General features: G+C 68.9%; 22 protein-coding genes and 2 pseudogenes. 9 read left to right on the top strand and 15 right to left on the bottom strand.

Annotation, left to right across the window (positions count from 1 at the left end; all coding sequences use genetic code 11):
* Positions 1–275 precede the first annotated feature (275 nt).
* From ACFU6I_RS25680 to ACFU6I_RS25670, 3 genes are all read right to left on the bottom strand, one after another.
* Positions 276–1,034 carry an SDR family NAD(P)-dependent oxidoreductase gene (locus tag ACFU6I_RS25680; protein ID WP_384370934.1) on the bottom strand — a complete coding sequence of 253 codons (759 nt, stop codon included), beginning with the start codon at positions 1,032–1,034 and terminating at the stop codon, positions 276–278.
* A gap of 56 nt (positions 1,035–1,090) precedes the next feature.
* Positions 1,091–2,059, bottom strand: coding sequence for an alpha/beta hydrolase (locus ACFU6I_RS25675; RefSeq protein ID WP_384370932.1), 969 nt, complete (start codon positions 2,057–2,059; stop codon positions 1,091–1,093).
* Positions 2,060–2,132: 73 nt separating this feature from the next.
* Complete coding sequence (locus tag ACFU6I_RS25670) at positions 2,133–2,450, bottom strand: antibiotic biosynthesis monooxygenase (RefSeq protein WP_345509812.1); 318 nt, start codon at positions 2,448–2,450, stop codon at positions 2,133–2,135.
* Between the two features lie 144 nt (positions 2,451–2,594).
* Here ACFU6I_RS25670 and ACFU6I_RS25665 point away from each other — a divergent pair, with 144 nt between their 5' ends.
* Positions 2,595–3,500: an AraC family transcriptional regulator N-terminal domain-containing protein gene (locus ACFU6I_RS25665; RefSeq protein ID WP_384370930.1), complete on the top strand. Its 906-nt coding sequence runs from the start codon at positions 2,595–2,597 to the stop codon at positions 3,498–3,500.
* A gap of 157 nt (positions 3,501–3,657) precedes the next feature.
* A complete protein-coding gene (locus ACFU6I_RS25660; RefSeq protein ID WP_384370928.1) occupies positions 3,658–4,299 on the top strand; it encodes a class I SAM-dependent methyltransferase in 642 nt (213 codons plus the stop codon).
* On the opposite strand, the gene ACFU6I_RS25655 is transcribed toward ACFU6I_RS25660, so the two are convergent.
* Positions 4,251–5,141, bottom strand: a complete 891-nt coding sequence (locus ACFU6I_RS25655) for an AraC family transcriptional regulator N-terminal domain-containing protein (protein WP_384370926.1) — start codon at positions 5,139–5,141, stop codon at positions 4,251–4,253. The genes ACFU6I_RS25660 and ACFU6I_RS25655 overlap by 49 nt on opposite strands.
* A gap of 194 nt (positions 5,142–5,335) precedes the next feature.
* Here ACFU6I_RS25655 and ACFU6I_RS25650 point away from each other — a divergent pair, with 194 nt between their 5' ends.
* The 4 genes from ACFU6I_RS25650 (at position 5,336) to ACFU6I_RS25635 (ending at position 10,141) form a co-directional block, all read left to right on the top strand.
* Positions 5,336–5,878, top strand: a complete 543-nt coding sequence (locus ACFU6I_RS25650) for a (2Fe-2S)-binding protein (protein ID WP_384370924.1) — start codon at positions 5,336–5,338, stop codon at positions 5,876–5,878.
* Entirely contained in the window at positions 5,875–6,864 is a 990-nt protein-coding gene (locus tag ACFU6I_RS25645) for an FAD binding domain-containing protein (RefSeq protein ID WP_384370922.1), read from the top strand. The genes ACFU6I_RS25650 and ACFU6I_RS25645 overlap by 4 nt, the downstream gene beginning before the upstream one ends.
* Positions 6,865–6,909: 45 nt before the next feature.
* Positions 6,910–9,084 (top strand): xanthine dehydrogenase family protein molybdopterin-binding subunit, encoded by a 2,175-nt coding sequence (locus tag ACFU6I_RS25640; protein WP_384370920.1) that lies wholly within the window; start codon positions 6,910–6,912, stop codon positions 9,082–9,084.
* A gap of 73 nt (positions 9,085–9,157) precedes the next feature.
* Complete coding sequence (locus ACFU6I_RS25635) at positions 9,158–10,141, top strand: XdhC family protein (RefSeq protein WP_384370918.1); 984 nt, start codon at positions 9,158–9,160, stop codon at positions 10,139–10,141.
* Positions 10,142–10,177: 36 nt separating this feature from the next.
* Here ACFU6I_RS25635 and ACFU6I_RS25630 read toward each other — a convergent pair whose 3' ends face one another.
* The 3 genes from ACFU6I_RS25630 to ACFU6I_RS25620 all read right to left on the bottom strand — a co-directional run bounded on the left by ACFU6I_RS25630 (position 10,178) and on the right by ACFU6I_RS25620 (position 11,546).
* The gene (locus ACFU6I_RS25630) at positions 10,178–10,339 is read right to left on the bottom strand and encodes a hypothetical protein (protein WP_384370916.1); all 162 of its coding nucleotides are present in this window, start codon (positions 10,337–10,339) and stop codon (positions 10,178–10,180) included.
* 66 nt (positions 10,340–10,405) lie between these two features.
* Complete coding sequence (locus tag ACFU6I_RS25625) at positions 10,406–10,750, bottom strand: transposase (RefSeq protein ID WP_384370914.1); 345 nt, start codon at positions 10,748–10,750, stop codon at positions 10,406–10,408.
* A gap of 217 nt (positions 10,751–10,967) precedes the next feature.
* Entirely contained in the window at positions 10,968–11,546 is a 579-nt protein-coding gene (locus ACFU6I_RS25620) for a TetR/AcrR family transcriptional regulator (RefSeq protein ID WP_384370912.1), read from the bottom strand.
* 92 nt (positions 11,547–11,638) lie between these two features.
* On the opposite strand from ACFU6I_RS25620, the gene ACFU6I_RS25615 reads away from it, so the two are divergent.
* On the top strand, positions 11,639–12,085 hold the full coding sequence (locus tag ACFU6I_RS25615) for an anthrone oxygenase family protein (RefSeq protein ID WP_384370910.1): 447 nt from the start codon (positions 11,639–11,641) through the stop codon (positions 12,083–12,085).
* 323 nt (positions 12,086–12,408) lie between these two features.
* Positions 12,409–12,834, top strand: a complete 426-nt coding sequence (locus ACFU6I_RS25610; RefSeq protein ID WP_384370908.1) for a DUF4267 domain-containing protein — start codon at positions 12,409–12,411, stop codon at positions 12,832–12,834.
* On the opposite strand, the pseudogene ACFU6I_RS25605 reads toward ACFU6I_RS25610, so the two are convergent.
* The 6 genes and pseudogenes from ACFU6I_RS25605 to ACFU6I_RS25580 form a co-directional block, all read right to left on the bottom strand.
* A pseudogene (locus tag ACFU6I_RS25605) lies at positions 12,832–13,323 on the bottom strand (transposase); the annotation flags it as partial. The gene ACFU6I_RS25610 and the pseudogene ACFU6I_RS25605 overlap by 3 nt on opposite strands.
* 70 nt (positions 13,324–13,393) lie before the next feature.
* Entirely contained in the window at positions 13,394–13,822 is a 429-nt protein-coding gene (locus ACFU6I_RS25600; protein ID WP_384370906.1) for a hypothetical protein, read from the bottom strand.
* 189 nt (positions 13,823–14,011) lie between these two features.
* Positions 14,012–15,244: an MFS transporter gene (locus tag ACFU6I_RS25595; RefSeq protein ID WP_384370904.1), complete on the bottom strand. Its 1,233-nt coding sequence runs from the start codon at positions 15,242–15,244 to the stop codon at positions 14,012–14,014.
* Between the two features lie 57 nt (positions 15,245–15,301).
* Positions 15,302–15,886 carry a DUF5825 family protein gene (locus ACFU6I_RS25590; protein WP_384370902.1) on the bottom strand — a complete coding sequence of 195 codons (585 nt, stop codon included), beginning with the start codon at positions 15,884–15,886 and terminating at the stop codon, positions 15,302–15,304.
* Entirely contained in the window at positions 15,883–17,790 is a 1,908-nt protein-coding gene (locus ACFU6I_RS25585; protein WP_384370900.1) for a RiPP maturation radical SAM C-methyltransferase, read from the bottom strand. Before ACFU6I_RS25585 ends, ACFU6I_RS25590 begins: the two co-directional genes overlap by 4 nt.
* A gap of 53 nt (positions 17,791–17,843) precedes the next feature.
* The gene (locus ACFU6I_RS25580; RefSeq protein ID WP_256223277.1) at positions 17,844–17,969 is read right to left on the bottom strand and encodes a hypothetical protein; all 126 of its coding nucleotides are present in this window, start codon (positions 17,967–17,969) and stop codon (positions 17,844–17,846) included.
* A gap of 194 nt (positions 17,970–18,163) precedes the next feature.
* On the opposite strand from ACFU6I_RS25580, the pseudogene ACFU6I_RS25575 reads away from it, so the two are divergent.
* A pseudogene (locus tag ACFU6I_RS25575) lies at positions 18,164–19,141 on the top strand (IS110 family transposase); the annotation flags it as partial.
* 195 nt (positions 19,142–19,336) lie between these two features.
* Here ACFU6I_RS25575 and ACFU6I_RS25570 read toward each other — a convergent pair.
* Both ACFU6I_RS25570 and ACFU6I_RS25565 read right to left on the bottom strand, forming a co-directional pair.
* On the bottom strand, positions 19,337–21,706 hold the full coding sequence (locus tag ACFU6I_RS25570) for a hypothetical protein (RefSeq protein WP_384370898.1): 2,370 nt from the start codon (positions 21,704–21,706) through the stop codon (positions 19,337–19,339).
* A gap of 361 nt (positions 21,707–22,067) precedes the next feature.
* The coding region (locus ACFU6I_RS25565; RefSeq protein WP_384370896.1) for an Ig domain-containing protein at positions 22,068–24,143 on the bottom strand (2,076 nt) is incomplete at its 5' end.

The following is a 24,143-nucleotide window of genomic DNA, read 5'->3' as shown; positions in this document are numbered from 1 at the left end:
GTCCAGCCTCCCCGGCCTGTCCTGTCGGCTGGCGACCGCCGCGCCCGGCCGGTCACCGCCCGCGGCCTGGCTCTGTCCTGGGACCCGACACCGCCCCGCCTGCGAACAGCCGATGAATCACCCGATCCCGCCCGCCGAAGCCGACCTGACCGTCGACGGCACCGGCCTGCTCTGCGTCACCCTCCTGCTCCGTCTCCGCAGGCAGATCGACGGCGCACCGCCGGGCACCGACAGCCGCACGCCCTGCAGCACGTTTGTGAGTGATCCTCTTTTGGCTAGAGGTTGTAGCCGCCCGATACCTCGATGTTCTGAGCGGTGACCCAGCGGCTCTCGTCGGAGACCAGTGAGGCGATCATGACGCCGATGTCGTCGGGTTCACCGACCCGGCCGAGTGCGGTCCTCGCGGCGAGGGCCGGAACAACCTCAGGGAACCGGGTGAAGGCATCGTCGGCGATCCGGGTGCGGGTCGATCCCGGCGAGACCGCGTTGACGCGGATGCCCCGCGTGCTGAATTCCTTGGCCATGTACCGCGTCAGCACGACCAGGCCGCCCTTCATCGACGCGTATGCCGCATAGCCGGGCTCCAGGCCGGCCGTCGCCGCCGCGTTGCTGCTCGTGTTGACGATGGCCCCGCCGTCCGCCAGCAGGGGCAGCAGCCTCTGCGTCAGGAAGTACGGTCCCTTGAGCAGGACCCGCATGAGGCTGTCGAACGCCTCCTCGGTCGTGTCCTCGATCAACGATGTCTGCGCGAAACCTGCGTTGTTGACCAGGTAGTCGAAGGTGTCGCGCTGCCAGGTGTCGCGCAGCACGTCGGCCACCGTGTCGCGGAAGGCCGCCAAGGTGGCGGTCTCGCCGACATCCAGCGGCAGTGCGACGGCCGTGCCGCCCTCCTTCTCGATGGCGGCGGCCGTCTCCTGCCCTCCTTGCGGGTTGTTGCCGTAGGTCAGGATGACTCCGGTTCCGCGCTTGGCGATCTGGATCGCTGCGCTTCGTCCGATGCCGGAGCTGGCGCCCGTGACGATGGCGACCTTCATGGTGTTCCTCCTGGGGAGCGGTCGTGCGTGGGTTATGTGTGACTGCGTGGGCTGCGCTATGCGGCGGGGTTCGGGGGCAGGACTCGGGCGAGCCAGTCTGTGCGTGCCCGGCGGGCCGTGGCCGAGATGTGGGCCTGGGGGTACAGGGCGTCGAACCCGTGGAAGCCGCCTGCCCAGACATGGAGTTCGGCCTGACCGCCGGCCGCCCAGATGCGGATGGCGTAGTCGGTGTCCTCGTCGCGGAAAACCTCGGCGGAGCCGGTGTCGATGTAGGCGGTCGGCAGGCCCGAGAGGTCGTCGGCCAGCGCGGGTGATACATAGGCGGGTACCTGGTCATCGGTGAGGTCGCCGAGGACGCAGCGCCACCCGAACTCGTTCATCTCACGGGTCCAGACGCCGGGCCCGTCCGAGTACTGGCGGCTGGAGGCGCTGGTGTTGCGGTGGTCGAGCATGGGGCCGATCAGCACCTGCGCGGCGATCGCCGGGGTGCCGAGGTCGCGGGCCAGCAGGGTGACGCCGGCAGCGAGGCCGCCGCCCGCGCTGGCGCCCGCGACGACGATCCGGGCGGGATCGATGCCCAGTTCGGCGGAGTGGTCGGCGACCCAGAGCAGTCCCTGATAGCAGTCGTCGACCAGGGCGGTGCCGGTGGCCTCCGGTGCGAGCCGGTAGTCCACGGAGACCACGACCGCACCGAACTCGTCAAGCCACTCCAGCGGGATGTCGATCTGCGAGAAGCGGTCGCCGATGACCATGCCGCCGCCGTGCATCCAGTAGATGCAGGGTGCGGCGGTGGTGCGATCGTTGTTCGCGGGGCTGAAGACCGACAGGGGGATCGGGGCCCCGTCCTTGGCGGGCACGGTGATCTCGCGCCGGTCGACTGACCGGTGTGCGAGGAGGGAGTCGACGGGCGTCGAGGGGAGCTGGCGTAGGTGCGCGAGGACTTCCGGGGTGAGCTGGGGCATGAGGGGCATGTCGGCCAGCAGTTCATGCAGTTCGGGGTCCAGGTCGGGTCGTGCCGTGGTCATGGTCGCCGCCTTTCAGGGGGTGGTGCCGGAGGTCGGGGAAGGCCGGGGGCCTGGGCGTGGGGCGATCGGCGGGTCAGAAAGCGGCCTTGCCGCGGACCGGCACGTAGTCGGTGTATTCGGACTCCTTGGCCAGCAGTCCGTCGATCTGCGCCACGATGGCTTGGGCGGCCTCGCCCGCGAAGATCCGGTGGTGGTCCTCCTCGCTGGTCCAGCCCTCGGTGACGTGGACGACGTCGGGGTCGGACGCAGAACGGGAGACGAGGTAGACGACGCAGTGTTCGCTCGCGCCGGGGCTGCCCTCGTCCAGACCGGTCGACAGCAGGTCGACCAGTCGGTCGCCCATGCCGGGCTTGGCGGTCAGGGTGGCGTTGAAGCCGTAGTTGGCGATCATTGAGTGCCTTCTTCTCGGCAGTGGAGTGAGGTGATTCCATTCAACCGAGTTGACCTGCGGAAACGTTAGAACGATGCTCGCTCGTACTTGCACGATCCTCGTGGTCATGGGAGCCGCGGTGCGGAATGGTGCTGCAATGGACGCATGCACCTCGAAGAGCTCCACAGCCTGCTGACCCGGCATGCCCGGCCCGACTGGACCACTGCCATCGACGGCGTCCTGATCTCGAAGGTCGACCGGTCGGATCCGCCGGCGCCCTCGATGTCCGGCACGGTGCTGGCGGTCATCGCCCAGGGCTCCAAGCGACTCGCCCTGGGCGACCGCGTGTACGAGTACGGCGCCGGGCAGTACCTGGTCGCATCCGTCGACCTGCCCGTCAGCGGGCAGTTCACCCGGGCCGACCCCGGGCAGCCGGCGCTGGGGTTCGGACTCGTGCTGGAACCGTCGGCTGTCGCCGAGTTGCTGTTGCAGGCCGGGCCCGGAGACGTCCCCCGCACCGGCGGAGGAGCGCCGTCGGGGATCGTCGTCAGCGATGCTCCGGCCGCGCTGCTCGACGCGGTGGTCCGGCTGCTGCGCCTGCTCGACGAGCCCCGCGACCGGGCCGTACTGGCCCCGCTGGTCACACGCGAGATCCTGTGGCGCCTGATCACCGGCGACCAGGGCGCGACAGTCCGCCAACTCGGCCTGGCCGACAGCAGCCTCAGCCACGTCTCCCGGGCCGTGCGCTGGGTCCGCGAGCACTACGCGGAACCCTTCCGGGTCGAGGACGTGGCACGGATGTCCGGAATGAGCGTCTCCGCCTTCTACCGCAACTTCCAGGCGGTGACCGCGATGAGCCCCATTCAGTTCCAGAAGCAGATCCGGCTGCAGGAGGCCCGGCTACTGCTCGCCACCCACCCGGGCGATGTCACCGGAGTCGGCCACCGCGTCGGCTATGACAACCCGTCGCAATTCAGCCGCGAATACCGCCGCCAGTTCGGCGCGCCCCCCAGCCGGGACGCCGCCCGGCTGCGTCAGGCCGTGCGTACTCCCGCGGGTGTCCTTCCCTGATCCGGACTGGACCCCCATAGAGCATCGTGCAAGGGGTGGCGAGGATCATTCTATGGTTTCCGCAGGTCGCAGCGGTTGAATCGAATTGCCGATTCTCCCGCGGAGCGGATAATCGTCCGGCCGGCCGCGGATCCCACCACACCCCAAGGATCACAGCATGAGTGAAACAGTGGTTCTCGCCCGCGAGTTCCTGCGCAGTCCGCTCCGCACAGCCTCCCTGATACCGAGTTCGTCCCGGCTGGTCGAGCGGCTTGTCGCCGCCGTGCCGGAGCGCGGCGAGCCCGTGGTGGTGGAACTCGGTCCGGGCACCGGACCCGCCACCGCGGCGATCCAACACAAACTGGCAGGCCGCGGACGCCACATCGCGGTCGAACTGAACGAACGGCTCGCCGCGCATCTGGTTGAGCGGTTTCCCGGCGCCGAGACGGTCGCCGAGTCCGCCTGGGAACTGCCCCGGATCCTCGCCGACCGGGGCCTTGGCGCGGCAGACGTTGTGGTGAGCAGCCTCCCCTGGTCGGCGTTCACCGGTCCGCAAGGCCAGTCCCTCGTACCGGCCATCGCGTCGGTGCTGTCCGAGACCGGGGTGTACACGCAGTTCACCTACACGTTCGCCCACTGGGCCCCGCCGAGCCGCCGCAGGCTCGCCCAGTTGCGCCGGGCGTTCGAAGAAGTGGTCGCGAGCGGGACGGTGTACCGCAACCTGCCTCCCGCCCTCGTTTACTCCGCGCGCAGGCCGCGCGTTCCGGCCTGTCAGCCCGCGCCGCCGGCCGCGCCCATAGCGAATCGAACAGCGTCCTGACTGGGTGGCGCACCGAAAAGGCGTCGATATTCCCGGCTGAACTGGGACGGGCTGTCGTACCCCACGCGGTATCCGACGTACGCGATGTCTTTCGGGTGTTCCGTCAGCAGGAGCCGGGCCTGATGGAGTCTGATGTTCTTCTGGAACTGGATGGGGCTCATCCGGGTGACGGCCTGGAAGTTCCGGTAGAAGGAGGACGCGCTCATTCCGACAAGCTCTGCCACGTCTTCCACCCGAAACGGTTTCCGGTAATTCTCGCGAATCCAGTGCACGGCTCTGGCGATATGGGAGAGCTTGCTGTCGGCAAGACCTATGTGACGGACCGTCGCGCCCTGCTCGCCGGTGATCAGGCGCCACAGGATCTCGCGTTTGACGAGGGGGGCGAGCATGTCCCTGTCCCGTGGCCGGTCGAGCAGGCGCACCAGTCGCACGACGGCGTCCAGGAACTCGTTGGAGGCGTCACTGACGGCGATGGCGGGGGGTGCCGTGCCGTGCGGCGGAAAGGTGCCGGGCGCCGTCTGCAGCATCATCTCGGCGACGTCCGACGGATGCAGGAGCAGGCCCAGTCCCAGCGCCGGCTGCTCCGGGGTGACAGCGAGGAAGCGGCCGGTGACGGGCACGTCGACGGATGCGACCAGGTACTGCCCGGGGCCGTACTCGTACACGCGGTCGCCCAGCGCGAGACGCTTGGCGCCTTGGCCGATCAGTGCCATGACCGTTCCACTCATGGAGGCGTGGTGTTCGTCCGACTCCTCCCGGCCGATCCTCACGTTCTCGATGGCGGTCGTTCCGTCGGGTCTGGCGTGACGCGCCAGCAGAGTGCGGAGTTCGTCAAGCGGCATGGACCGATTGAACACCGCCGCCGCGAAACGGTCCAGCCATCCGTTCCGGCTCCGGCTGACGCGAAATCATCGAGAGGATCAGGCAAGGGCTCGCCACTATCGGGCAAATCAATTCGCGGAGAGGCTGCTTGAATAACTGAAGGCTCTGGGGCTTGCCGATCGACGGTTGGCTGTATTGAGGAAGGGCAAGCGGAATGGCGGAAAGTACCCGCAGCAAGATACGACTTCACGTCAACGGCAAGACTCACCGCCTGGACGTCGACAATCGCCGGACATTGCTCGACGCGCTGCGTGAGGACACCGGCCACACAGGGCCGAAAAAGGGCTGCGACCGTGGGCAGTGCGGCGCCTGCACGGTGTTGCTGGACGGCCGGCGTGTGGTGTCGTGCCTGACGCTGGCCGTCGCCGTCGACGGCTCGGACGTCACAACGGTCGAGGGTCTGGCGCACGAGGGTGAACTGCGACCGTTGCAGCAGTCGTTCGTGCAACTCGACGGCCTTCAGTGCGGCTACTGCACGCCCGGGCAGCTCTGTTCCGCGGTCGGCATGCTGGCCGAACACGCGGCGGGCTGGCCCAGCGCGGTCACCGCCGATGTCTCACCCGATGCGCCGGCGGGCGAGTTGGACGCCGAGGAGGTGCGCGAACGCCTGAGCGGCAACCTGTGCCGCTGCGGCGCGTACCCGTCGATCGTGCGGGCCGTGCTCGAGACGGCGGCCCGCGAGGAGGTGGCGAGATGAAGGAGTTCAGCTACCAGCGGCCGAGCCGGGTCCGAGACGCCCTCGCTCTGGTCGCCGACGAGGACGGCGCCCGGTTCCTCGGCGGCGGAACGAACCTCGTCGACCTGATGAAGGACGGAATCGAGACGCCGACCCGGCTGGTGGACGTCCGTCGGCTGCCGCTGGACGGCATCGACGACGCGCCCGACGGCTCACTCGTCATCGGCGCGACAACTACCAACAGCGACCTGGCGGCCCATCCCGAGGTGCGCCGACGGTATCCGGCGCTCAGCCAGGCCGTGCTGGCGGGCGCGTCCGGGCAACTGCGCAACATGGCCACGGTGGGCGGCAACCTGCTGCAACGAACCCGGTGCGGCTACTTCGCCGACGCCTCGCAGCCGTGCAACAAGCGCAGCCCCGGCAGCGGGTGTTCCGCGATCGCCGGAAAGCACCACAACCACGCGATCCTCGACTGGACCGACCACTGCGTGGCCACCCATCCCTCGGACATGACCGTGGCCTTGGCCGCGTTCGACGCGGTCGTGCGCTACGAAACCCGGGACGGTTCCCACGAGATCCCGCTGTCCGAGTTCTACCTGCCGGTCGGCGAGAGTCCGCACCGGGAGACGGCGCTTCCCCCGGGCGCCCTGATCACCGCGGTCACCCTGCCGGCCGCCGCGGCGTCCCCTCGTTCGCGCTATCGCAAGGTCCGCGAGCGCGCGTCCTACGCCTTCGGGAACGTCTCCGTCGCCGCCGCGCTGGACGTCGACCAGGGCATCGTCAAGGGGGCCCGGATCGCGCTCGGCGGCCTCGCCTCCCGGCCCTGGCGCGCCCACGCCGCCGAGTCCGCCCTGCGGGGCGCCCCCGCCACGGCCGACAGCTTCCGGGCCGCCGCCGACGCGGAGTTGTCCGCCGCGCGGCCGTTGCGCGACAACGCGTACAAGGTCGGCCTGGCCCGCAACCTCATCGAGGCCGTCCTGACCGACCTCGCCCGCAGGGCCGAGTGACGCACCGATCCCGTCGCCCGCCGTCGCCGTGAAGGAGATCAGCACATGAACACGTCCTCGACCAGCGCAGCCCCGACAACCGCCGTGCACCCGGCCGCCAGGCCGAGCACCGCCCCGTGGAACGGCGTGGCGCACCCGGGCGCGATGGGGGTGGCCCGTCCCCGTATCGAGGGACCGGGCAAGGTCACCGGCAGCGTGCGCTACGCGGCGGACGAACCGATGACCGACCTGGCCTACGGCTGGGTCGTCACCTCCACAGTGTCCCGCGGACGCATCCGCGCCGTCGACGCCTCCGCCGTGCACGCCATGCCCGGCGTACTCGGTGTGATCGATCACCACAACGCTCCCCGGCTCAACCTGGAGGCAGGATCCTTCTTCGGCCCCGACGGGGGCATACACCTGCTGCAGAACGACGAGGTCCCCCACGCCGGCCGGCCGGTCGCACTGGTGGTGGCGGAGACGATGGAGCAGGCCCGGTCAGCGGCCGCGGCGCTGCGGGTCACCTACGACGAGGAACCGTACGACGCCGAATTCTCACTTGAGCACCCGTCCGCGCGGCCGGCGACGTCGTTCTTCGGAGAGGACGCCACCGTCGGTGACGTGGAGGCGGAGCTGGCCGCGAGCGCTGTGGTCGTCGACGAGCGCTATGTCACGCCCGAGCAGCATGGCGCCGCCATGGAGCCCCACTCCGCGACCGCCTGGTGGGAGGACGGGCGGCTGCAGATCATCGACTCCAATCAGGGACCCTTCCTGGTCGCCATGACGGTGGCCACGTTGTTCTCCCTCGACCCCAAACAGGTACGAGTCCGCTCTCAGCACGTCGGTGGCGGCTTCGGGTCCAAGTCGGGCGGGTGCGGCCCTCAACTGGTTCTGGCGGTGATGGCCACCACGGTGTTCGGCCGTCCCGTGCGCGTCACCCTGAGCCGGAATCAGGTGTTCCTGACGGTATCGATGCGGCCGGCGACCGACCAGCGGGTCCGGATGGGGGCCGACACCGACGGCAGTCTGCGGGCGATCGACCACGAGTCGGCCTTCGAGGTCTCGAAGCTCGCGGACTACCTCGAGAACTGCACGGAGCTCACCAACACGCTCTATGCGGCAACGGCGATCCGTACCCGACGCACCGCGGTCCCCATCGACATCCTGCCGCCGTACTCGGTACGCGGGCCAGGCACGGCACCCGGATCGTTCGCGCTCGAATCCGCCGTGGACGAGCTGGCGGAGCGGCTTGACATGGATCCGCTCGAGCTTCGGCTGCGCAACGAGCCCACCGTCGGCCCGGTGTCCGGACTGCCCTTCAGCCGCCGCAACCTCGTCGCATGTCTGCACGAGGGCGCCCGCCGGTTCGGCTGGGCCACACGCGACCACCGGCCGCGGACGCGGACGGAGGGATGCCTGCTGATCGGCACCGGGATGGCGGCCACGTCCTTCAGCGCGGGGGCCCTGCCCGCAACGGCATCGATCACCGCCGAGACCGACGGCGCCTTCACCGTGGCCATCGGTGCCAGCGACATCGGCACTGGCGCACGCACCGCACTGACCGCGGTGGCGGCGCAGGCGCTCCGCGTGGATCCCGAACAAATACGGCTCCTGATCGCGGACAGCGATCTCGGCCCCACCTGGAACGCCAGCGGATCCCGCGGGACGACGTCCTGGTCCTGGGCGATCACCGAGGCCGCGGCGAAGCTGCGCTCCCAGCTGGGCGACGCCACGCTGCCACTGACCGTCTCGTGCGACACCACCGAGTCGCTCGGTGCGCTTCCACCCATGGAACGGCACTCCTACAGCGCCGTGTTCTGCCAGGTGACCGTCGATCCGGCCACCGGCGAGGTACGCGTGCGGCGGCTTCTAGGCATGTTCGCCGTGGGCCGCGTCATCAACCCGCTCCTCGCGCGCAGTCAACTGGTCGGGGCCATGGTCATGGGGCTGTCGACAGCCCTGCACGAAGAAGGCGCCCGCGATCCGGCGACGGGACGGCACATCACCACTGACCTCGCCGGCTACCACATCGCCGCGCACGCCGACATACCCGACATCGAAGCCGACTTCGTACCCGACTACGAACCCGGCGACCCGTCAGGTCTCAAGGGCGTCGGCGAAATCGGCACCGTCGGCACGGCGGCCGCGATCGCGAACGCCGTCTGGCACGCCACCGGCCGCCGCCAGCGGACCCTCCCCATCCGTCCGGACCGCGTGATCGAGGAACAGCCAACGTCGTGAACCGTCCGCGAGAAGGGGTGCTGGGACCGCTGCCGTCGCAGCCCCCGGCCCGGCACTGGAACAGGAGGTATGCATGCTGCGCGAAGTGTGGCCCTTCGTCGACACCCACCGTCGGGCGGGCCGGCCCGTCACGCTGGCCCGACTGGTGGGCCGTGACGGTCCCGGATCACGACCGCTCGGCGCCACCATGGCCGTCGCCGCGGACGGTACGTGGCGCGGCTCACTGTCGGGCGGCTGCATCGAGGGAATCGTCCTGGACGCAGCCCGCGCCGTCCTGGCAGGAGCCGCGCCCCATGTGACCGCGGTGTCGCCCGGGGACGACCTGCTGCCCTGGGAGGACGCTCCCGCCTGCGCCGGCGAACTGCGCGTCCTCATCACGCCCGCGCCACCCGAGCCTGTGCACTCCGCCATCACCACGGCGCTGACCGACGACCGTCCGCTCACTGTGCGGGTCGGGCTGAGGCTGCCTCACCGCTGGTCAACAGCATCCACTGTCGGCCAACTGACCGACGTGGGACCCGCGTTCACCGAGGAACTGACGGGTCGGCCGCGGCTGCTGCTGGTCGGCGCAACAGATCTCGCCGCAGCCCTGGCCACCCTGGCCGGGACCTTGCACCGCACGGTCGTCGTCCTGGACCCGCGGCCCGGCCATGTCGCCTCCGGGGCCTTCCCCGGCAACGCCGACGTCGTCCGTGCCTGGCCGGACGAGTGGATCGCCCGCCATCCGCTCGGCGTACGCGACGCGGTCGTCACACTCAGCCATGACCCGCGCATCGACGACCGCGCTCTTCGCGCCGCTTTGGCAGGCCCCGCCGGGTACGTCGCCGCGCTCGGCAGCCGGGCCACCCACGCGCAACGCCTACGGCGCCTGGCCGACGCGCCCGGACTGGACCGGCTGACCGGCCCGGCGGGCCTCGACCTCGGCGGAGCGTCGCTCGCCGAGAGCGCCCTGTCGATCCTCGCCGAGCTCGTGGCGGTGGACAACGGCCGCTGCGGGCGGCGTCTGCGCGACGGCGATCTGCCCGTCCGGGCCACCACGGCCGCGGCTCACACTTAGCCTCGATCTGCTCTGAAAATGCCGAGACTGCCCAGGTCACGCGCTCTGGTGGGGCTGGATGGACACGTTGTAGCCCAGCTGCGTGAGCTGGCCGACGAGTCGACGGGTCTGCCGAGACTTGTGGATCCGGTTGATGAAGTGGTCGGCTCCGAGGTCTTGGTAAGGGATGTCCCGGGTGAGGATGTGCCATATGGACACGAGGATCGAGTGTTCGACGGCGACGAGGGCCCGCTTCTTGCCTCGATGACCGACGAGCCGCCGGAATTACGCGGAGAGGTAGGTGCTCTTCGAGCGGGCGGCTGCCGCGGCGGCGATGCCAAGGACTCCTTTGAGCCAGGCATCGCCGTGGCGGGTGCGGCCGCTGGTGACCTTGCCGGCGGACTCGTGGTTGCCCGGGCAGACTCCCGCCCACGAGGCGAGATGGCCTGCTGTGGGGAACCGCTGCATGTCGACGCCGATCTCCGCTATCACGATCTGAGCGGCCGTCACGCTGAGGCCAGGGATTGTAACCAACAGCTCCACCTGCCGCTGGTACGGCTGGAGCCGACGGTCTACCTCCGCGGTGAGCTCGTTGATCGTGGCTGTGGCGGCATCGATCCTCTGAAGCATGGCGCGGGCAAGGAAGGCGTGGTGATCGCTGAAGAATCTGGTCAGTGCCTGGATCAGCTGGGCTTCTTTGTCTCTCAGTTTGCCGAGCGCGAGCTGGGGTGCGGGGTCCAGCGATCTGTGGCTGCGCCGTGCGGACGCGAGTGACCCGAAGCGTTGCTGTAGGCGGGCATCGGCGGGGGCCCGAGGGCCCCGGCCGCGTGCCCGCCGGGATGGTGTGTCAGAGCACGGCGAGCCGGTCCACCAGCAGTTCCACCCTCTGCGCGGCGTCCTCCGGCGGCAGCCGTCCCGCCCGGGTCAGGGTGGCCAGTCCGTGCAGGGACGCCCAGAACACCTCGGTGAACAGTCCCGGGTGGACGCCGTCCCCGGCGACCTCGCCGAGGCTTTCCAGCAGGGCGGCGAAGGCGTCCTTCAGCGGCTCCGGGGTGTCCTCCTGCGCGTACGCCAGGCCGCCGTCGAGCTGGAACAGGGCGTCGTAGACCGCCGGGTTGCGTGCGGCGAAGTCGAGGTAGGTGCGGGCGAGGGCGGCGACCCGCTCGCGCGGGCTGTTCGCGGCGGACGTCGCGGCCCGCACCGCCACGGCCATCTCGGCGGCGCCTTCGAGGGCGACGGCGCCGATGATCTCGCGCTTGCCCCGGAAGTGGCTGTAGAGGACGGGCTGGCTGTATTCGATGCGCTCGGCGAGCCGACGGGTGGTGACCGCGTCCCAGCCCTGCTGCTCGGCGAGTTCGCGGGCCGTCGCCACGATGAGGCGCTCGCGGACCGCCCGTTCGCGTGCCTTGCGTTCCTGTACTGACATAACTCAAATCCTAGCACCGCTAGACAAGCAAGCGGCAGTAGTACTAGCGTTGCTCGCATCGGATAGCAGCGCTAGATCCTGGGAGGGGCAACATGCTCAGCGCACTCGAGGTCATCACCACCGTGGTCGTCGGCCTGATGGTGGGGGTGGAGTTCTCCGTCGCCTTCGTCATGAACCCGATCTTCAACGCCCTCCCGGAGGACAGTAACCAGCAGGCCCACTCCCACGGGGGCCGGATGCTCGGCGCCGTGATGCCGTTCTGGTATATCGGCTCACTCGTCCTCGTCGCGGTCTGGGCTGTCGCGGGATGGCACCACCACGGCACCGGCCTCGTCATCACCGCCGGCGCACTGCTGATCGTCAGCGTGATCATGTCGATCCTGCTGCTCGTCCCGATCAACAACCGGGGCAAGACGTGGACCCCCGACAACCGGCCCGCCGACTGGAAGGAGCAGATGAACCGCTGGGACCGCTACCACTACGTCCGCGTCGCCATCATCATCGCCGCCTTCACCCTGCTCGTCACCGCCCTCACCTGAGCCCACAGCCGCCCCGACATGCACTGGTTTGCCCCTGTATGTCGACAGCTTTCGCCCCGTCGGGGTGAGCCCGACAGGGCTTCGGATTTCTGACCCCGCGGGCCGACGCCGCACCGGTGGCGCACAACCCCCACCCCCGGGCGGCAGGTGCCACCGAAATCCCGACATTCGGGAATGCAGCTGCCGCTCAGACCCCACCACTGCGATCCCGACAAGCTACGCCCCTCGATCAGCCGCGTCCGCGCGGCCTGATCAGGCCCCACACGACTCAACAAGCTCCACGAAGCTCACCAAGCCGACGAAGACTCGCAAGGAGAAGAACCATGTCGCTGAAGAAGATCAACACCGTCCTGGCCGCCGCCTTCATCCTCTTCATCCTCTGGTTCGGGACGGAGTTCATCCTGAGCCCGGAGACGACAGCGCCGGGCTTCGGCCTGCCGAGCTGGCCGACCGGCGACGGCGACGGCTTCCTGATCATCAAGGGAATCCGCGACGTCGTCCTGGCCCTGGTCCTGGGCATCCTGCTGGTGACGGGCCACCGCCGGGCGCTGGGCTGGGTGCTGCTGGTGGAGGCCCTCGCCGCGTACGGCGACATGACCACCGTGCTGGCCCACCACGGCTCCGTGGCCACCGCGCTCGGCATCCACGGCCTGACCGCGACACTGATGGTGGTCAACGGCCTGCTGATAATGCGCGAGACCCGCAAGATCGCGACCGCTCCGGCGACGCCCGCCCCGCAGCCCGCCTAGTACTCCGTCCAGGTCCACGATCACTTGGCGGTCCTTGTCCGGCGCCTGGTTCCGGGCCAGCTTCCCTACATACTCGCGGACATCGGCACGGGCGGTGCGGATCGCGTCCAGGGCCTTCGGCCCGGCTGCGGCGAGGGTGCCGACCAGACGAGAGACGGTCGGGTCGGAGGTCACCGGCCCGAACACGGCAGGCTCGGCCCGCAGCATGCCGACATCGGACAGACAGTCTCCGCCCAGCGCGACTGCGGGCGCCATATCCAACAGGATCTTGCCCGGATCGTGCACCGCCCGAGGGCGTCGCCAGGGCGCGAGCGCCGCCGATATCGCGGTATCGAGTCCACTCTTGCGGACGGTCTCGACCAACAGCACAGCACCGGCATGGGAGACCACCCCGTGACCGCCGCTCTCGATACGGACACGCGGGTACGTCCCGCTACGCTTCCTCACCTGGAGAGCGCCTCTCTTTGGGGTGGGCAGGACCCTAGACATACCCTATTTTCCCAGTTCAGAGGCGTTCTCCGGTAGGTCTGACCTACGGCTGAACATCAGCTCAGACGTGTCACAGGACCCAGGATCGAGGCAGTTCCAGCAAAGGTTTGCCTTCGATCAGCCGCGGTCGCCGGGAGTGCCATCGCGCGTCGTCTGCCTGGCCGTTCAGGGGCACGGTAGCCCGTTGGAAGCGGGCATCCAGGGCGTCGAGCTCCGCTTGCCGCGCGGACCGAATCCTGTCGGTGAACACGGGCCACGCCTCCGCGAGCCAGCGACGGCAGCGACGGCAGCGACGGCAGCGACGGCAGCGACGGCAGCGAAGCCTGTCCGCGTACTCCCAGATGAGTTCGGCGTCGAACCCCTCTTCGGTATCCTCCACCGACGCCTCCCACGCCTCCATCATGGCGTTGAGCGTCACTATCCCGTACCGCGCCGCCAATCCTCGGCTTGCCCGGTGCACCGACTCGTAGTCATCTGCGCTGAGCGCCTCCATGTCCATGAACACAGCCTGTCAGCTGCGACACGCCGGATGGATGCGTCACCCAACAGGTGAAAGCACCGTGGCCAACATGACGACCGGGCCGAGATGCAACAGCCCAAATCACAGGCAGTGGAAGCAACCGGACAAGAGATTGATCGAACAACCGTCATGAAAGCCCGCGGTTAGGCGGGAGGCCGTCGTGAGTGACTAGCGGCGGCTCTCCGCCGCCGCATCCAGGGCCCGCTCCGGCACCGTGACGCCCGCTCCCGTGGGTGCCCAAAGGGTCGCCGCGGAGAGCAGGGTCACCGCCGCCGCGCCCATGAGCATGGGTACGTTGCCGAGCCAGGCGGCCAGCGCGCCCCCCGCAAGGGCTCCGACCGGCACCGTCGTGAGCAGCACCGCCTGCACGAGTCCCGCGACGCGGCCCTGCATGCCGTCAGGGGTGACCAGTTGCTGCGTTGTCGTCATGGAGATCATCCATACGGTGCCGGAGAGGCCGTAGCAGACCTGGTACGCGAACAGCACGGGGAAGGCGAGGCCCAGCGACGCGGCTGGGATCAGGAACACGGCAGCGCCTGCCGCGAGTCCGAAGATCTGCGTGGCCCGCCACAGCCCCGAGGTCCTGGCGAAGCGTCCGGCGAGCAGGGCACCCGCCAGAGTGGCCGCGCTGTAGGCCGCGTACGTAGTGCCCAACTGCCAGGCGGGCAGGGCAAGATCGTGGGTCGCGTAGAAGACGTAGAGGGCGGCCGCCGCACCGCTGCCGAGGTTGAGTCCAGCACCCGCCAGGACCATGCGGCGCAGCCGGCGCTCGGCGCGCACCACCGCGAGTCCCGTACGCAGCGAGCCGGCCAGGGACTTCGCGCGGGCGGTCTCCCGCGAGCCTGTCAGCGCGTCCAGCGCGGCGGGCAGCGCGAACAGAAAGAGCGCCTCGATCGCGTAGGCCGCACTGCCCGCGAGGAGCGCCGTGTCGACTCCGAGGAGCCCGACCATGACACCGCCGAGCGCGGGCCCGCCGACCTGTCCGCTCGTACGGGCCGCGGTCAGGGCCGAGTTGGCGGCGAGGAGCCGCTCCGGTCCGACGACGCGCGGCAGCGCTGCCTGGAGCGCGACGGAGAGCGTGAAGGTCAGGGTGCCCGAGACGCCTGCGACCACGTACAGGTGCAACAGGGTGACATGCCCCACCGCGCCGGCCAATGGGATCGAGCCGACGATCAGGGTCTGCAGGGTGGTCACCCACACGAGGAGGCGGCGCAGCCTGATCCGGTCGACGATCGCTCCGGCCAGCGGGCTCAGCACGGCGCCGGGCAGATAGGTCAGCGCCAGCAGCGCGGCCGCCGCGAACGGCCCCGCGTCGAGCTCGGTCACGGCCAGCAGGGGCAGTGCGAGAGCGGTGATCTGCCGCCCGACGGAGCTGGCGCCCTGCTCGCCGCACAGCAGCACGAAGGGACGGTGGCGACGCAGGGGGACCGTCCCGTCGGCCCGTGACGCGCCCAACCCTCAGATGCCCGTGCAGGGAACGGGCCAGCGGTGCAGCCGCGGCGGCAGGGCCACCGCCCAACCGTCGGCGACGAGAGCGAGCCGCTCGGCCGCGAGCAAGTCGACGGCCTCCCGCTGCACGGCGTCGAGTTCACCGAGCGCCGTGGGCTCCTGGACCGTGGCGAAGGTGGCGAGCAGATCCGGGTGGTCGAGGGTGAACCTCGCCGAGGCGGGCCGCTCTCTGCGGTCCATGACGGTGATGAAGTCCGGGCCGCGGCGGTGGTAGAGCATGCCGGCGGGGAAGGCGGCGTACGAGGTGCGCCAGGCCATCAACTCAACTGGTTCGCCAGCCCGTTCAACGGGTGGTGGGAGGTGGTGCAGCATCCGTACGTACGGGGCGTCATGCCCGTCAAGCGGGTCGTCGCCTCGCGCCCGGTCTTCGTAGGCGATCTCCCAGTGCGTACGGAACCGTTGGCTCTGGCACTCGCGCAGGAACTGGACCGCCACCGCCGTCTCGCGCCCCGCCCCGCCCAGCCACAGCGGCACGTCCACGAGGACCTGTCGGCCGACCACACGGTGGGGGACGGTCGCGGGAAGCCCGGTCATCCGGCCACCTCCTGACGGTCCGTGGAATGCGGAGCCGGGTCGGGGTCGATGCGGTCCGGTACGTCCCATGTAGGCAGGGACACGTACGTCCGCCCGTCGCGGAACACCAGCCCCGTCGCCTGAGCCTGCTGGATCCACCCGCACAGCTCCTCGGCCGGGATGTCGTGTCCGTCGCCGGTCAGCAGCCGGTGCAGCGCGGGCTCCGTCCGCCCGTCCTCGAGGCGGCGCAGCGCTTGCGCCTGCCAGCCGGTCAGCCGGTGGGTGCGGCGGGGCCAGCCGTGGCGCCGGTCGTGTACGAGCAGTACGTCCACGCCGTCCTCCGGCTCCGCTTCCTCCATCACCAAGCTCGATCCGTGATGTCCGTCGCGCCATGCCGCGACAGCCCGCTTGAGCCGGCTCTCGGTCTCTCCGCCGATGCCCGCGTCGTCCGTTGCGAACAGGTAGACGAGGTCGGCGAGTTCGGACTCGGGCAGCTCGTAGACATGGTGGTACATCTCGGCTGGGCGCCGCTTACCGAAGCCGAACCCCGGGTCCGCGAAGTTCGGGCTGAACCGCTCCAGTTGGATGCGGTGGGCGCCGCCCGGGGGCTGCAGGTGGACGAGCGCGGGCAGCTGGTCGACGACCGGGGCGTAGTCCTGGACGGTCTCGCCCGGGAAGCCGTACAGGTAGTTCCAGGTGACGGTCAGCGCGTGGTTCTCGCACTCACGGAGTGTGCGGACGTTGCGGGCGCCGCTGACGCCCTTGTCCATGAGGTCGAGGACCCGGTTGCTCAGGCTTTCGATGCCGGGCTGGATGAGCACGGCTCCGGCCCGCCCGAGGAGGGCGATCTGTTCACGGTTGAGGTTGGACTTGACCTCGTAGTGCATCCGCAGGTCCCAGCCGCTCTCGGCGGCGAGGGGCAGGAAGTCCTTGAAGTACGCCATGTCGATGATGTTGTCGACGGTGACGACATCGAGGATGCGGTGCCGTCGTACGAGGTGGTCGATCTCGCTCCACAGCTGCTCGCCCGACTTGGCGCGGAACGCCATGGAGGAGCCGTTGAGCCCGCAGAAGGTGCAGTGGTGCTTCTCGCCCCACCAGCAGCCGCGTGCCCCCTCGACCACCAGCTTCGGGTAGACGTATTCGAGGACGGGGGATGCGTCGAGGGCTGCCTGCCACTGGTCGTAGTCGGGCGCGGGGATGTCGGAGGGCGCCACGGTGCGCCGGGACTCGGTGTTCGCCCGCGAGACCCGGCCGTCCGTCTGCCCTTCCCACCAGCACAGGCCCGGTACGTCGGCGGGTGGCGTGTCGGCGTCCAGGTGGCGCAGGAGCGCCGGGAAGGCGTACTCGCCCTCGCCGCGCACCACGTGGTCGACGAAGGGATGGTTGCGGTGCAGGGCGTGCCCCATCGGGCCGTCGCAGTTGCTGCCGCCGAAGACGACGGTGAGCCCTGGACGGCGGCGCTTGAGCTCCCTGGCCAGCGCGAGCGAGGGCACGTTCTGCATGAACGTGCTGGTGAACCCGACGACGTCCGGTCCCTGGGCGAGCACTTCCGTCGCGCACTCGGCGATGAAATCGGCCGCGTGGACCCGCATGTCGGAGGCGGTGTCGATGCAGAGGCCGCGACGTGTGGCGTACTCCTTCAGCCGGGCGACGCCCCAGCTCTCGTCCTCGTACAGCACACCCGAGAAGACCCAGTCACCGAGGCCGTCGAAGATCGAATCGCTGCCGATCGCCTCGTAGTCACCGGGGCGCAGCCGCCCTCCGGACTGCTCGAGGAGGAACTCCGCCCAGCGCAGCGAGCCGTGGAACTCACGCACATCGTCGTCCGGGCGGACCTGCCGCAACAGCTGGTGCAGCAAGCCCACTTGGAGAGAGGGCAGATCGATCGGGTGCCACGGCATGGTCACCAGCTGAACGCGCACACCACTCTCCCCCGTCCCCTCGACATCCCGCCCACGCTCACGTTCCCGCCCGGTCAGCGGGTCGGCGGGCGCTTCTCCATGACGGCGGGCTTGCGGTTCGTGCGCTCCTCTTCGCGGATCACTACCTTTTTGATCTCCACGACTCTCCCCTGGTCGACAACCTCGAACTCACGTGCCACACAAAGCAGTTCACCTTACGGGGCATCACATGCGTCCCACAAGAACCCCGACGGCGGAGCGGCCTGCCCGTCAGAGGCCGTGCAGCACGGGATCACCGAGAGCGACTTTGGGGTATTCGGGGTCGCCCTGCTCATGGCCCTCGATCGTGAGGGTGGCAACGCCGGTCAGGCCCACGGTCACCTTCACCGACAACGGGCAGGAGGTCCTCTACATCCCTGGCCGCACGGTCCACCACGCATCCGGCTTCTACCGGGGCGACGGGAAGACAGATGCCAAGGATGCCTTCGTCATCGCCGACCAGGCCCGCATGCGCCGCGACCTCCAGACCATGCACCGCGGCGACGACATAGCCGTCGGCCTGCGCATTCTGACCTCGCGCCGCCTCGATCTGGCGGCGGACCGCACCCGAGCGATCAACTGGATGCGGGCCCAGATGCTGGAGTACTTCCCCGCGCTGGAGGGGGCCTTCGACTACAAGACCTCGAAGGCGTCCCTCGTGCTGCTGACGGGTTACCAGACCCCGGCCGCCCTCCGCCGCATCGGCAAGAACCGCCTCGCGACCTGGCTGAAGAACCGCAAGGTCCGCAACTCCCAGCTCGTCGCGGCCACCGCCATCGAGGCCGCTGAGGCCCAGCACACCGCCGTCGCCGGGGAGAAGCTCGCCGCGGTCGTGGTGGCCAAGCTGGCGAGGGAGGTGATGGCCCTCGATGAGGAGATCACCGAGACCGACATCCTGATCGAGGGCCGGTTCCGCGATCACCCAAACGCCGAGGTCATCCTGAGCATGCCCGGCCTCGGTCCGGTCCTGGGCGCCGAGTTCATCGCCCACACCGGTGGGGACATGAGCGTCTTCGGCAGCTCCGACCGCCTGGCCGGTGTCGCCGGCCTGGCCCCGGTCCCGAAGGACTCGGGACGCATCAGCGGGAACATGCGCCGATCACGCCGCTACTCCCGACGTCTGTTGCGCGTCTTCTACATGTCCGCGATGGTCACGGCCAGGTGCTGCCCCACCTCAAAGGCGTACTCCAACCGCAAAAGAGCCGAGGGCAAAGGCCACGGCCAGGCCGTCATCGCCCTCGCGCGCCGCCGCCTGAACGTCCTGTGGGCCCTCATACGCGACGGCCGAACCTTCGAGATCACCGTGCCGCCGAGCCCTGTCGCACTGGGCTGACACGCTCACCGCGAGTCACCAGCCAGGCTTGACAACTCCATTGGGAATCCTTTCCTTGGTGGGGGTCCGTGAGGTGCTCCGCCCGCGGGCACAGCGGGCCAGGTCCCGGCGGACTTGATCTTTGAAGGTGCTAGCCGCCGGCGATCCGGACGGTGTGCAGGTGCACGCCGTCCGGACGATCGAACGGTGCGCTGGTCACCTGGACCCGGAGGACGGCAGCGCGGCGGGCTTGACCGGCGGGGACACCGGTGTGACGTTGTGGGGGGTCACGACGTACCACGTGAAGGTCATCGGCGGCAGGGTCACCTCGAGTTGGACGTTGCCGTTGGAGTCGATCGTGAGGTTGCGAGGCCTGCCCTCCCCTTCGCGGTAGACGTCGACGCTGGTGTCGGTGGGTGTCGCGCTGGGGTAGCTGCCCGACCAGCTCGGCTTCGGGTAGTGCTCGACGGCCGGATACGGGCCGAAGACAGGGATGATCTTGGTGTCGAGGTACGACCCCGGGACCGGCTGAGGCGCCTGGGCCAGGTCGGTCATGCCGGTGTAGTAAAGCGGCGCGGTCAGGCTCTGGGTGCGCTCCTCGTCGGTCTGGTTGAACACCGCCACAAGAGCCCGCTCGTTGCCTTCGGAACGTGCGTGCATGAACGCGTCGATGCCCGTACCGCGGGCCAGGTTCCCGGGCTTTTGCCGGGGCGGGATCAGATGCACGATGTCGGCGGTGACAAGGCCGCGGTAGGTCTTGTACACGTCCACCCAGTACTTCACCACCGACCGCACGTCGGGGTCGCCGTCGTCCATCGTCGTGCCCCGGAAGGCCGGGTTGACGCCGGCCAGGAAGCTCTGGCCGATTCCCCAGCTGTAGTCGAACAGGTTCTTCTTGAGGGGTTTGAAGGCGGCGGCGGTGCCGCCGCCGTGGTAGACGTCGATCGGCATGAACGTCCAGGTCGCCGACGGGCACTTCTCGTACGTGCCGTTGTAGATGTACTGCCGGCCGTGCAACAGCTGCTGCTGACGCGGTTGGCTCCAGCCGCTCTCCTGGTAGCCGATGGCGTTCTTGTTGCTGCCGTTGAAGTAGTGCCAGTCGGGCGCGTTGATGTAGGTGCCGCGCTCGCGCATCGTCCTGTAGAGGTCATTGCTGAAAGTCCATTGCTTGTAGACCGTGTCCGCACCTCCGTCGGCGTAGGCATGATTGGTCTCATCGCAACGGAACATGGGCCATGGCCCGTCGAGCTCGACGCAGCTGAGCCCAGTGGTGTCGAGAGTGTTCTGGATCCGGTGCTCGAACTCCGCGAAACCCTTGGTGCCCAGGCCCATCACGGTGCCCCATGGGGTGTCCACACAACTGCTCTCGGCTGAGTCGAAGATCGTTCCGGTGGTGAGCAGCACGTACCCGCCCGGGGTGACGCCGCGAGCGCGCACGGCGTCGAAGTCGGCCTTCTTCCGCGCGAGGTAGGCCTGATCGGTGCTCAGCATGTCGAACCCGCTGCCGAACGACTGGATCATCAGCTCGAAGCCTAAGGCGACGGTGTCGGCAGCCGAGTCCCGCAGGGCGGTCGGGTTGTCCGAAATCAGGTGGTAGAAGAGCGGGTTTTCGGTGATCTGAGGCGCAAGCGTGCGGTACATCGCCTTGATCTCCATCTGCTGCGCCTCGTAGTAATCGGTGCTGTGCAGCAGCTGGAAGCTCCGGAATCCGTCGAAGTGCCCGCCCCAGTACGGCTCCTCGGTCCCGATGCGGTAGGCCGGCCCCTCCTTGTAGAGGACGGTGTATGTCGTGTAGTCGCCGTGGTCGGTGGCCGTGTAGGTGCGGTCCTTGTCGTTGTTCCGGTACACGTTGTCGGTGCCGCCGTGGTAATCGGTGTCCAGGTAGAGCCGCCCCGCCAGCTGCGAGCGCACGTGGAGCCGGTCGACCGTGAGCTGGTCGATCACGACCGGTGTCGCGCTGCTGTTGTCCACCGAGACCTTCTTCATGACGGTGGCGATGCCGTCGTAGATCTCATAGCGCGCGGTCACCGTGACGCCGTCCAGCTTCGCCGCAAGGCTCGGGTGGGGGCGGAAGGTGACCAGGAGCGCCTTGCCCTTGGCGGGCCACGGCCGCTTCTCGGCGTACGGCTTGAGGGTGACCCCGTCCTTTTCGTAGGGGGTCCACTCGTACGGCTTCTGCGTGCTGTCCTCGATCCGGTGCGAGGCGTAGACGAAACCACCGGACGCGTTCGTGCCTCCGACGTCGTAGGTGGTGCCGTCCAGGACGATCGTGGCCTCCGCCTCGCCGGTGTGGTCGAGCATCTCCTGGCCCGTGCCGAGGTTCTTCAACGAGGTGGTCGTGAAGTTGGGTGCGGTGTGGAAGGAGCGTCGCACGATCCCGTTGGCCATCGTGACGGAGCGACCGTGGACGGAGATCGTCGACGGCGTGGTCACCGGGTGGACGACCCAGTCGTTGCCCGGCATCGGGCTCAAGGTCGCGGCGCTCGCACCGGCCCGGGTGGCAATGGGCACGACCGTGGCGACAACGCCGGCCGTGGCCATGGCGCGTAACATCTTGCGACGGGTCAGTTCCTGATCACTATGCATCGGCTTTCCCTTCGACGAGAACAACGCTCAGAGCGGCGTGATCTCACTGAGACGATGAGCGGATGGATGACAGCGAGCTGTGACGGCCGTGGAACGCCTCTTTCGAGGCAAGCCGATTCAGCCCTTCGTGGTGCCCCGGCCAGGCCGCGGGCGAAGAGCTTGTGAGGCGCGAGGGGGGAGGCCACGAGGGGGGAGGCCAGAACTGCAGGGCTGCCCGCGCCAAGGCGAACACCGCCTCGACGTCCTGCTATGGGGGGCCGATGGTGTGCCCACACGTGGGCGTTCGCCCCTCGGCGTACGCCCACGTGCAGGTCTCATTCAGCGTGCCGATGATCCGCCGTGCGCGTCCGGCCCGACCGGGCTACTTGGCGACGTCGATCTGGTAGTCGCGCTGGGCCTGCGGCTGGCCGGAGCTCTGGTATGCCGTGACCGTGAACCGCGCCGTTCCCTGGGTGACCGGGGTTCCGACGATCCCTCCGGTGTCGGCGTTGAGCACGAGCCCATGGGGCAGAACCCCCGAGGTCACCGCGTATCGCGTGGTCGCCGGCGTGTTGGTCTTCACGGTCGCTTCGTACAGGGCGCCCTTGGCCGCCGCGGGCAGCGGTCCGGCGTCGAGCTTCGGGGTCGGAACGACGACGGCCTGGGGGTTGCCGACCGGCTTGCCGTCAGCGTCCAGCTCCTGCAAGGACCATCGCTTGCGCGGCTCGACCACGGTCAGGTGCCAGTTCGTCGACAGGTCGCGGAACCGCACCCGCTGCTCCGCGGTGAACGCACCCAGGTTGCGGGCCGTCTCCCATTGCTGGATGGCATCGAGCAGCCGCGTCGTGTTCTCCCCGCCCGACACGAGGCTGGAGACCGAGCTCTGGAAACCTGCCCCGGCGTTCAGACCGGCGCCTCGAGCCAGCTTCCACTCCATGGTGAGCAGACTGTCCGAGCCCTTGAGGCTGATCCAGCCGAGCATTCCGGGAAGGTAGTTCGCCTGGAGGTATTTGTTGTTCTTGAACACCTGCTCCATCGAGGTGCTGCCGACCTCGCCCCAGCTGGCCCGGGTCAGCGCGTCCCAGGTGTTCGAGGTCATCCGGCTGGTCTCGGAGATGAACCGGTCCTTGGCATCGATTCGCCGGAACGTCCCGTTCACGAGGTGAGCCATGCCGTAAGCGCCCCAGCCGGACTCCGATGCCGACTCCAGGCCGTCCCACGACATACCGGTGATGCCGGTGTTGTTCCACGCGGTGGTCAGCCTGTCGCTGATCTCGCCGAGGACGGCATGGTTACCGATCGCGCCGCCGTAGCTGTTGGCCACGATTCGGGCGGCGCGGTCGCCCGCAGCGTGTGAGACCGCGACCGATCCCCATCGTGCGCGCTGCACACCGGTCAGCTTCCACTCCTTCCCGACCTGCTCGGCCGCTCCGTAGCTGACGAATTCGTCCCCAATGCGCAAGTAGCTGTGGTGCACTCCCGCAGCAAGCAGCGCGCCGGAGTCGAGATACACGGTGGTGTCGCCGGTCGTCAACGGACGGGTGAGCGAGGCGGTGCCCCCCGTCACGAGCCGGTTGTCGGCGGGTGCCTTGACGTAGGGGTCTTGCGGGCTCAAGGCCCAGTCGTAGGGCTCGTCTCCGGTGCCGATGAAGTCCGACAGGGTGTGTACGCCGAGCTGCACACCGTTGGCCTTGGCGATGTCCACGGCTGCCGCGGCCCCGGCGTCGCTCCCGCCCAGGCTCGAGTCGAACTCGTAGTGGCCGCTCGACTCCCATGGGCCGTAGTTGCTGGTGAGTGAGTAGATGCGGTCCATACCGGCCGCCTTGGCGAATCGGGCCGCCGCCGGAATATTGTCGGTCTTCAGGTCGCCGAGCACCAGCCACGACTGGCTGCTCGCCTGTGAGGCCTTTTGCCACTGCCCGTTCAGCCGTGGGTAGGGCAGCTTCTCGCCCGCCGCGATGTAGGACAGGATTGTCGGCGTCGCCTCGGGCGAGGCTCCGAAGAGTGCCATCCTGGAACCGGCGATCTTGCCGTCGCGGCCGGGCAGCGGCCCGACCGGGATCGGATAACCGTGTACCTTGCGGTGGCGTTCCTTGGTGTAGTCGAAGGTGAAGGCGCGCAGTACGGAACCCCAGGAGGTCACGCCTGCCGCGCTCCACTCCTCCAGAGAACCCACGCTCACGTGGTCCGGGTCGTGGTCAACCTCGCTCTCCCAGCCCATGTCCTGGTACTCCTGCGGCCAGGCACCTTCGGTACGGTCGGTCAGCGGACGGAGCCCTATTGCGAAATCGTCGTCGCGGACCACGCCCACTGCTGTGCCGACCGTCTCGGAGATCGACGTGGCCAGTGGGCCCCACAGCAGGGTCTGCACATCGACGTCCTTCGGCGCGTCGACGGCGACCACCTCGAACGTGCTGTAGCCGGCCTTGCAGACCACCTCCACCTGAATCGTCCAGTC

The organism is Streptomyces sp. NPDC057486, assembly GCF_042802415.1.
Classification (GTDB): domain Bacteria; phylum Actinomycetota; class Actinomycetes; order Streptomycetales; family Streptomycetaceae; genus Streptomyces; species Streptomyces yanii.
This window is presented reverse-complemented; position numbering and strand designations above follow the sequence as displayed.